At 40.1% G+C, this 6463-nt stretch carries 6 protein-coding genes, 1 tRNA gene and 1 pseudogene; 2 read left to right on the forward strand and 6 right to left on the reverse strand.

All coding sequences use genetic code 11. From position 1 onward, the window contains the following. Position 1: 1 nt before the first annotated feature. The 5 genes from CL181_RS00960 to CL181_RS00975 form a co-directional block, all read right to left on the reverse strand. Complete coding sequence (locus CL181_RS00960; protein WP_097297377.1) at positions 2-316, reverse strand: hypothetical protein; 315 nt, start codon at positions 314-316, stop codon at positions 2-4. Positions 317-502: 186 nt separating this feature from the next. Continuing rightward, positions 503-608: transfer RNA gene (locus tag CL181_RS00965), tRNA-Gly, on the reverse strand. Positions 609-693: 85 nt separating this feature from the next. Then, the gene (locus CL181_RS00970) at positions 694-2019 is read right to left on the reverse strand and encodes a cyclic 2,3-diphosphoglycerate synthase (protein WP_097297378.1); all 1326 of its coding nucleotides are present in this window, start codon (positions 2017-2019) and stop codon (positions 694-696) included. A gap of 161 nt (positions 2020-2180) precedes the next feature. Then, complete coding sequence (locus CL181_RS20795) at positions 2181-2396, reverse strand: hypothetical protein (RefSeq protein ID WP_217993045.1); 216 nt, start codon at positions 2394-2396, stop codon at positions 2181-2183. Continuing rightward, complete coding sequence (locus CL181_RS00975; RefSeq protein WP_217993046.1) at positions 2378-2842, reverse strand: hypothetical protein; 465 nt, start codon at positions 2840-2842, stop codon at positions 2378-2380. Before CL181_RS00975 ends, CL181_RS20795 begins: the two co-directional genes overlap by 19 nt. Before the next feature lie 227 nt (positions 2843-3069). Here CL181_RS00975 and CL181_RS00980 point away from each other — a divergent pair, with 227 nt between their 5' ends. After that, on the forward strand, positions 3070-4395 hold the full coding sequence (locus CL181_RS00980; RefSeq protein ID WP_097297379.1) for a Fic family protein: 1326 nt from the start codon (positions 3070-3072) through the stop codon (positions 4393-4395). Positions 4396-4428: 33 nt separating this feature from the next. On the opposite strand, the gene arcC is transcribed toward CL181_RS00980, so the two are convergent. Next, complete coding sequence (gene arcC / locus CL181_RS00985; RefSeq protein ID WP_097297380.1) at positions 4429-5358, reverse strand: carbamate kinase; 930 nt, start codon at positions 5356-5358, stop codon at positions 4429-4431. 165 nt (positions 5359-5523) lie between these two features. On the opposite strand from arcC, the pseudogene CL181_RS00990 reads away from it, so the two are divergent. Then, positions 5524-6463, forward strand: a pseudogene (locus CL181_RS00990) (hypothetical protein); the annotation flags it as partial.

Raw genomic sequence — 6463 nt, forward strand, 5'->3', positions numbered from 1 at the left:
ATCACATAACATTATAAAATGCTTTAATAATTATTTCATTATCCGGAAGATTCCCTGTGCTCTTTAATTTATCAACTTCAAGAAGAAATCTTTCAATTTTTTCAGTATCAAAATTATTCTTTTTGGCAAATACCATCGAAAGAGTTTTCAGTTCGATTTTCGAAGAATATTTTTTTGATTGCTTCTGGTCTATGAAATTAAATATATGACCGCATTTTTCGTGACCTATTGTTGGGGTTGACGGATTTGCTGATGTTTTTATATAATCCTTAAAAGTATTTCCTTCTATGATTTCTCCACATTCGCATAGTATCATGTTATCACGACCACTAATTTTTCAAAATATTTACCAATATACCAGAGGTTTCATTGCCGAATAGCTCGCCCCTCGTCAGTACACGCACATCATTCACATCATGTAGATACTCATATATATATGTTTTGAATGTTGAATTTCAGTAAGATTAAAGTCTTTTTATAACCAAAATAAAAAAAAATGAAATGCGGCTGCCGGGATTTGAACCCGGGTTAGAGGCTGTTTCCTGATTTTTGCCATGCCTGCAAAAGTTCTTGGGAAGCCCCTGTCATAGCCACTAGACCACAACCGCATTATGAACCAATTTGCAATATCTTGATTCAAGCCTAATAGATTGTTATTGTTTATTTAACTTTTTGTCCACCAACAATTTCGGATCACTTACCTGGCCGCGATCTTAACCATTCGTCAATAATTTCATCAAGCGTTCCATCCACTTCCTCAATAGTATATCTAACCCTGATTACGGGTTTATTCAGCTTCAATAGCCTGCCAAGGTCTATGGGCGTTCCTGCTATGACTATATCACAATCCGCAGCATTGATCGTATCTTCCAGTTCTTTTATCTGGTCGCTGCTGTATCCCATTGCAGGAAGCACGGCGCCAATATGCGGGAAATCCTGAAAAACAGTATGGATAGAACCTACGGCATATGGACGGGGATCAATGATCTCTTTTGCCCCGAATTTTTTTGCGGCAATTATACCAGCACCATATGACATTCCCCCATGGGTGAGTGTGGGGCCGTCTTCCACAACAATAACCCGTTTCTGTTTGATCGCATCCGGATCTTTAACTGATATAGCAGAATTGGCTTTTATGATCCTTGCATTATTATTTATGGATCTTACATTCCTGATCACTGTCTCCACGTCTTCTTTCCGGGCCGAATCCACTTTATTAACGATCACTACATCCGCAAGGCGAACATTCACTTCCCCCGGATAATAAGTGAGTTCATGTCCTGGCCTGTGCGGATCAGCAATAACGATATGAAGGTCGGGTTTGAAAAACGGGATGTCGTTGTTCCCGCCATCCCATATGATGATATCAGCTTCACCCTGTGCAGCCTCAAGGATCTTCGCAAAGTCAACTCCGCTGTAAACAACTGTTCCGCAGCATATATAGGGTTCATATTCTTCCCTTTCTTCTATTGTGCATTCGTTCTTCACGCAATCTTCCATCGATGCAAATCTCTGGCACTCCTGTTTCAAAAGGTCACCATACGGCATCGGATGGCGCACAACAACTACTTTGATATCTTTTTCTTTAAGTATATCCACCAATTTTTGCGAGGTGGGGCTCTTACCGGAACCGGTCCTGACCGCGCACACCGAGATAACCGGTTTTTTTGAAGGTAGCATTGTACTTTTTGTTCCCATCAGCCGGAAATCCGCACCTGCTGCAAGGACAAGAGAAGCTTTTTGCATGACTGTCTCATGAGAGAGGTCTGAATATGCAAGTATTACCTGGTCTATGCTATTCTCTTTAATGATCTGTGACAATTTGTTCTCAGGGTATATAGGTATGTCTTTGCTGTAAAGCTGCCCTGCCAGTTGCTTCGGGTAACTGCGCCCTGATATACCCGGGATCTGCGCAGCCGTGAATGCCACGACCTCGTAATCACTATTATCCCTGAAAAAAACATTAAAATTATGGAAATCGCGCCCTGCGGCTCCCATTATTATGACTTTTGTTTTCATACGCCAACCTCATGATAAAGATTGGTCATCTTATCATTTAAACATGTTGCATTTTTTATGTGGATTTTTATTGGATTTTTATTTGGAGGCCCAACCATGCAAGGTTGAGCCTCTTTTCGCCTCAAACAACGAGGCAACCACTCCACTACCACTATTTCAGACTAAAGCGTCCTCAAGAATGCCACAAGATCCTTCTTCTCATTCTTAGTGAGTTTTGTCTCCAGGATCATGTTGAAGAATTCAACTGTGTCATCCAGAGTCAGCAGCCGCCCATCGTGGAAGTAAGGAGGAGAATCCTTGATGCCGCGCAGGGGGAAAGTCTTGATCGGACCATCGGCACTTGCCATCATCCCGTTGATCATACGAGGATAACGCATTTTGCCTTCCCAAAGAATAATTCCTGTCCGCGCATTTCAGACTCAGAGGACTTATTAGCATCCAGTTTTCCAAATATGTTAAGTTTTGGGGCGGGTGGAAAATCCAGAAGTTCCTGGAACTCAGCCATGAAATGAACCTGGCTGCCGCGTTCAAGCGGGTTGACGCCCTTCTTCGTTGCGATCACAGGGTCGCCATCAAAGTAAGCCCCTCGCTGTTCGAACTCCGTGAAGTCCTCTACAGACTTCAGTGCACGCTGTGAGCCGAAAAGGCGCTGGATATTTACGCCGCGCAGGGTCGGTGTATCAAGGCGATGGCGGAGCTCCTGCGGCCGGATATCGCCCACAAGATGGGTGGCACCGTTCGTATGGCCATTTGCATGGCAATCAAAACAGGCAACTCCGAGACCTGGGTGTTCAGAACGCCGGAATTGCGGAACAAAGAGCAATGCTTGCAGTTATACTATCTACCGTCTCTTGATTCCCACACCCTTCAAACAATTTTTGCGAGACGTTTTATCGTATTAGATTAATTAGCAGAATACAATCCTCACATTGACTGCGGGATACCGCACATGCAAAGCAGGAGGAATCACGGCAGAAATTTCATCGATATACAAAAACATTTATTACTATTCATTACTAATATTGCCTAAAATAGTAATTAGTAGTAATCATGAGAATTCCTGAGAAACCACCATCGTCACAAATTGAATTTAACGAAATTGATGAAATTAAAAAATATCTGGAGAACGACAAATACAGGCAAGCGATTTTAGATATTTATGATAGTTATTTATACTGGTCAGAATTAAAGTATAAAACAATTTCTCAACAAATCAAACCCGAAATTTTATGGAAAATTACTAAAGTCCAGAGAAATTCTCACCCCGATATAATTAAATTAAGTGATATTAAAGGATTTGAATTTAAATATAATCTGATATCTTATATTAATAAAAAATTACATGAATTTGATCTTAATTTAGGGGGAAAACTTAAAGGGGACATTATTCCGGAAGAAAATAAGAAGCAATATTTGATCGATTCAATTATGGAAGAAGCAATTGCTTCAAGCCAACTTGAGGGGGCGGTTACTACCAGGGAACATGCCAAATCGATGCTGAGACAGGAAAGAAAGCCAAAAAATAAATCTGAACAAATGATCCTGAATAATTACAATACTATTAAAAAAATAAAACCATTAAAAAATAAAATTACGTCCGATTTAATTCTCGAAATTCATGCTTCGATGACAAAAGATACCCTGGATGATCCGGATAATGAAGGAAAATATCGGACTACAAACGATATTTCTGTTGTTAACGTAAAAGGAGATGTTGTTTATCACCCGCCGGACCATCAAAATATCGAACATTTGATGGATGAATTTTGTCATTTTGCCAATGAAAGTGATGAGATCAGATTTGTACATCCGATAATCAGGGCTTCCATATTGCACTTCTTGATCGGGTACATCCATCCTTTTGTGGATGGGAATGGAAGGACTGCGAGAGCAATTTTCTATTGGTACCTGCTTTCAAGGAATTATTGGTTAATAGAATATATGTCTATTTCAAGAATTATCATTAAATCTCGTGCACAGTATGCAAGAGCATATTTGTTTACTGAATTTGATGAAAATGATCTAACCTATTTCATAAAATATCAGTTAAAAACAACAGAATCAGCATTCCAGGATCTTAAAAATTATATTGCACAGAAAATCCAGGAAAAAACTGAACTTTATGATTTCAGGAAAATAAGAAACACCAATGAAAGACAAATTTACATATTAAAATATTTATCAGATAATCCTAAATTCACATTTACAATAAAGGAAATGCAAAATAAATTTAACACTGCTTATGAAACAGCAAGAAAAGATATTCTGTATTTAGAAGATAAGGGGCTTTTAGAAAAGACTACATCCGGAAAAAAGAAACTGATATATTATCGCTCAACAAGGTTTGATGAGATTATTGAAAATTTAATTCATTAAATCATAATTTTGTGCTCTCTGCGGTGAGTTATTTCAGGATTTAGCAATAACTCTCGTTCCAGCTTTTCCTACCAGCGCATCAAGTGCTTTATCAAGGCTTGATATGATCGCAGATTTTCCGCCTGATTTAATGAATCCGATAGCAGCAAGGACTTTTGGTTCCATGCTCCCTTTTCCGAAATGTCCCTCTTTTATGTATTGCTCGCCCTGCGAAACTGTTATTTCATGAAGATCGACCTGGCTGCTTTTTCCATAATTCAATGCTGCATTTTCAACATCCGTAAGGATCAATAAAGTGTCTGCACCGGCATCTTTTGCCATCAGGCTTGCGCTCAGGTCTTTATCAATTACGGCTTCAATCCCTATAAGTAAACCATTTTTCCTGATGACGGGGATACCTCCCCCGCCTGCTGCTATAACCAATACGCCTTCGCAAATGAGCTTCCTGATAGCGATTTCTTCAACAATTTCAAGCGGCATCGGTGAAGGAACAACCCTGCGGTATCCTTTTTTATCGTGGATCATCTTAATGCCCCTTGCCATCATCATCTTTGCTCTTTCCTCAGGATAATAAAGACCTATCGGCTTTGTGGGATTCTCAAACGAACCGCATGACCCATCAACTATCACCTGTGTCAGAATTGTCACTACCTCTTTTTTGATCCCGATTTCCGATAACACGTTAATAAGAGACTGCTGAAGCGAATAACCAAGCATACCCTGTGTTTGAGCTCCGCAAATATCAAGCGGCTGGGGATGAACAAGTCCGCATTCTTCCTGCATCGCCAGGATATTTCCTATCTGGGGGCCGTTGCCATGTGTCAAAATAATATCATGTCCCTCACTGATTATCCGGGCGATCTCCCTGCATGTCCGATTTATCAATTCCTGCTGCTCTTTCGGGTTTCCTTTTACCGGATTTAATATTGCATTCCCGCCGATTGCTATTACTATCAGGCTCATATCTGAGTAATTGAATGATCTTAATATACTTCAAATTTTGTTCTCTGTTATAAAAGTAACATAATAATTATTTTTATAACTCATCATAATAAGCATGGTATAGATATAGTACCTATATGGTCTTTAAAATACTTTTTAATTTTAATAAATATTCTTTAAATCACTATGAAAAATAATGAGATAAAAAACCCGGATAATGCAACCGATGAAATGATCAGGCACGCACATGTGCTGGGAATAGAAACCATTTTTCACAGGAATGGTAATTATGGTGCCGGGGAATGCAAGAAAGCAAAATGTAATTTTGGTTCAAGAGGAATATGCTGCAAGCAATGTATGCTGGGGCCGTGCAGGATCTCAGGTCGTTCCTTAAAGGGAACATGCGGTGCAAGTGCTGATACAATTGTGGCACGAAATCTTCTCATGATGATAGGAAGAGGTACGGCAGCACATTCATCTCATGCCCTGCATGTGGCATCAACGTTACTCAAGACAGTCAGGAACAATACATCATTCACGATAAAAGAACCGATAAAATTAGAATCGGTCGCAAGGAAAATCAATTGCACGGAAATCAATTGCACAAAACAGGGGATCAAAGCCATGGGTACAGATGTCGCAGAAGTGGCAATATCCGATATCATGGGAGATGAAAAATACATGAGATTTGCCAGATCGTATTATCCTCCTGATATTTTTGAAAATCTTTCAAAACTCGGAGTAATGCCCGGATCAGTAGGTAGGGAATTGCTTGATTCGGGGCATGAAACCTCTATGGGTACCATGGCTGATCCCGCAGAGTTCGTACTGCATGCAGCAAGGCTGGGAGTTGCTGATATTTCATCACTCATCATAAGTGCGGAATTACAGGATGTGCTTTTTGGCACCCCGAAAATATTTTCTTCAAAGATCGGGTTCAATGTGCTTGAAAAAGATAAAGTGAATGTGGTAATCCAGGGTCATGTTCCACTGCTTTCAGAGAAGATCATTGAATTTTCCGATGATCCCCTGCTCCTTGAAAAAGCAAGATCCCTTGGTGCCAATGGCATAAATATAGTGGGCTGCTGCTGCACAGGGAACGATGCATTGATGAGACATGGGATTC

Source organism: Candidatus Methanoperedens sp. BLZ2, from assembly GCF_002487355.1.
GTDB lineage: Archaea > Halobacteriota > Methanosarcinia > Methanosarcinales > Methanoperedenaceae > Methanoperedens.

Coding starts and splice junctions, on each gene's coding strand:
- CL181_RS00960 (WP_097297377.1), bottom strand. CDS start 316: ATGATACTATGCGAATGTGGAGAAATCATAGAAGGAAATACTTTTAAG.
- CL181_RS00970 (WP_097297378.1), bottom strand. CDS start 2,019: ATGAAAACAAAAGTCATAATAATGGGAGCCGCAGGGCGCGATTTCCAT.
- CL181_RS20795 (WP_217993045.1), bottom strand. CDS start 2,396: ATGCGTTATCCTCGTATGATCAACGGGATGATGGCAAGTGCCGATGGT.
- CL181_RS00980 (WP_097297379.1), top strand. CDS start 3,070: ATGAGAATTCCTGAGAAACCACCATCGTCACAAATTGAATTTAACGAA.
- arcC (WP_097297380.1), bottom strand. CDS start 5,358: ATGAGCCTGATAGTAATAGCAATCGGCGGGAATGCAATATTAAATCCG.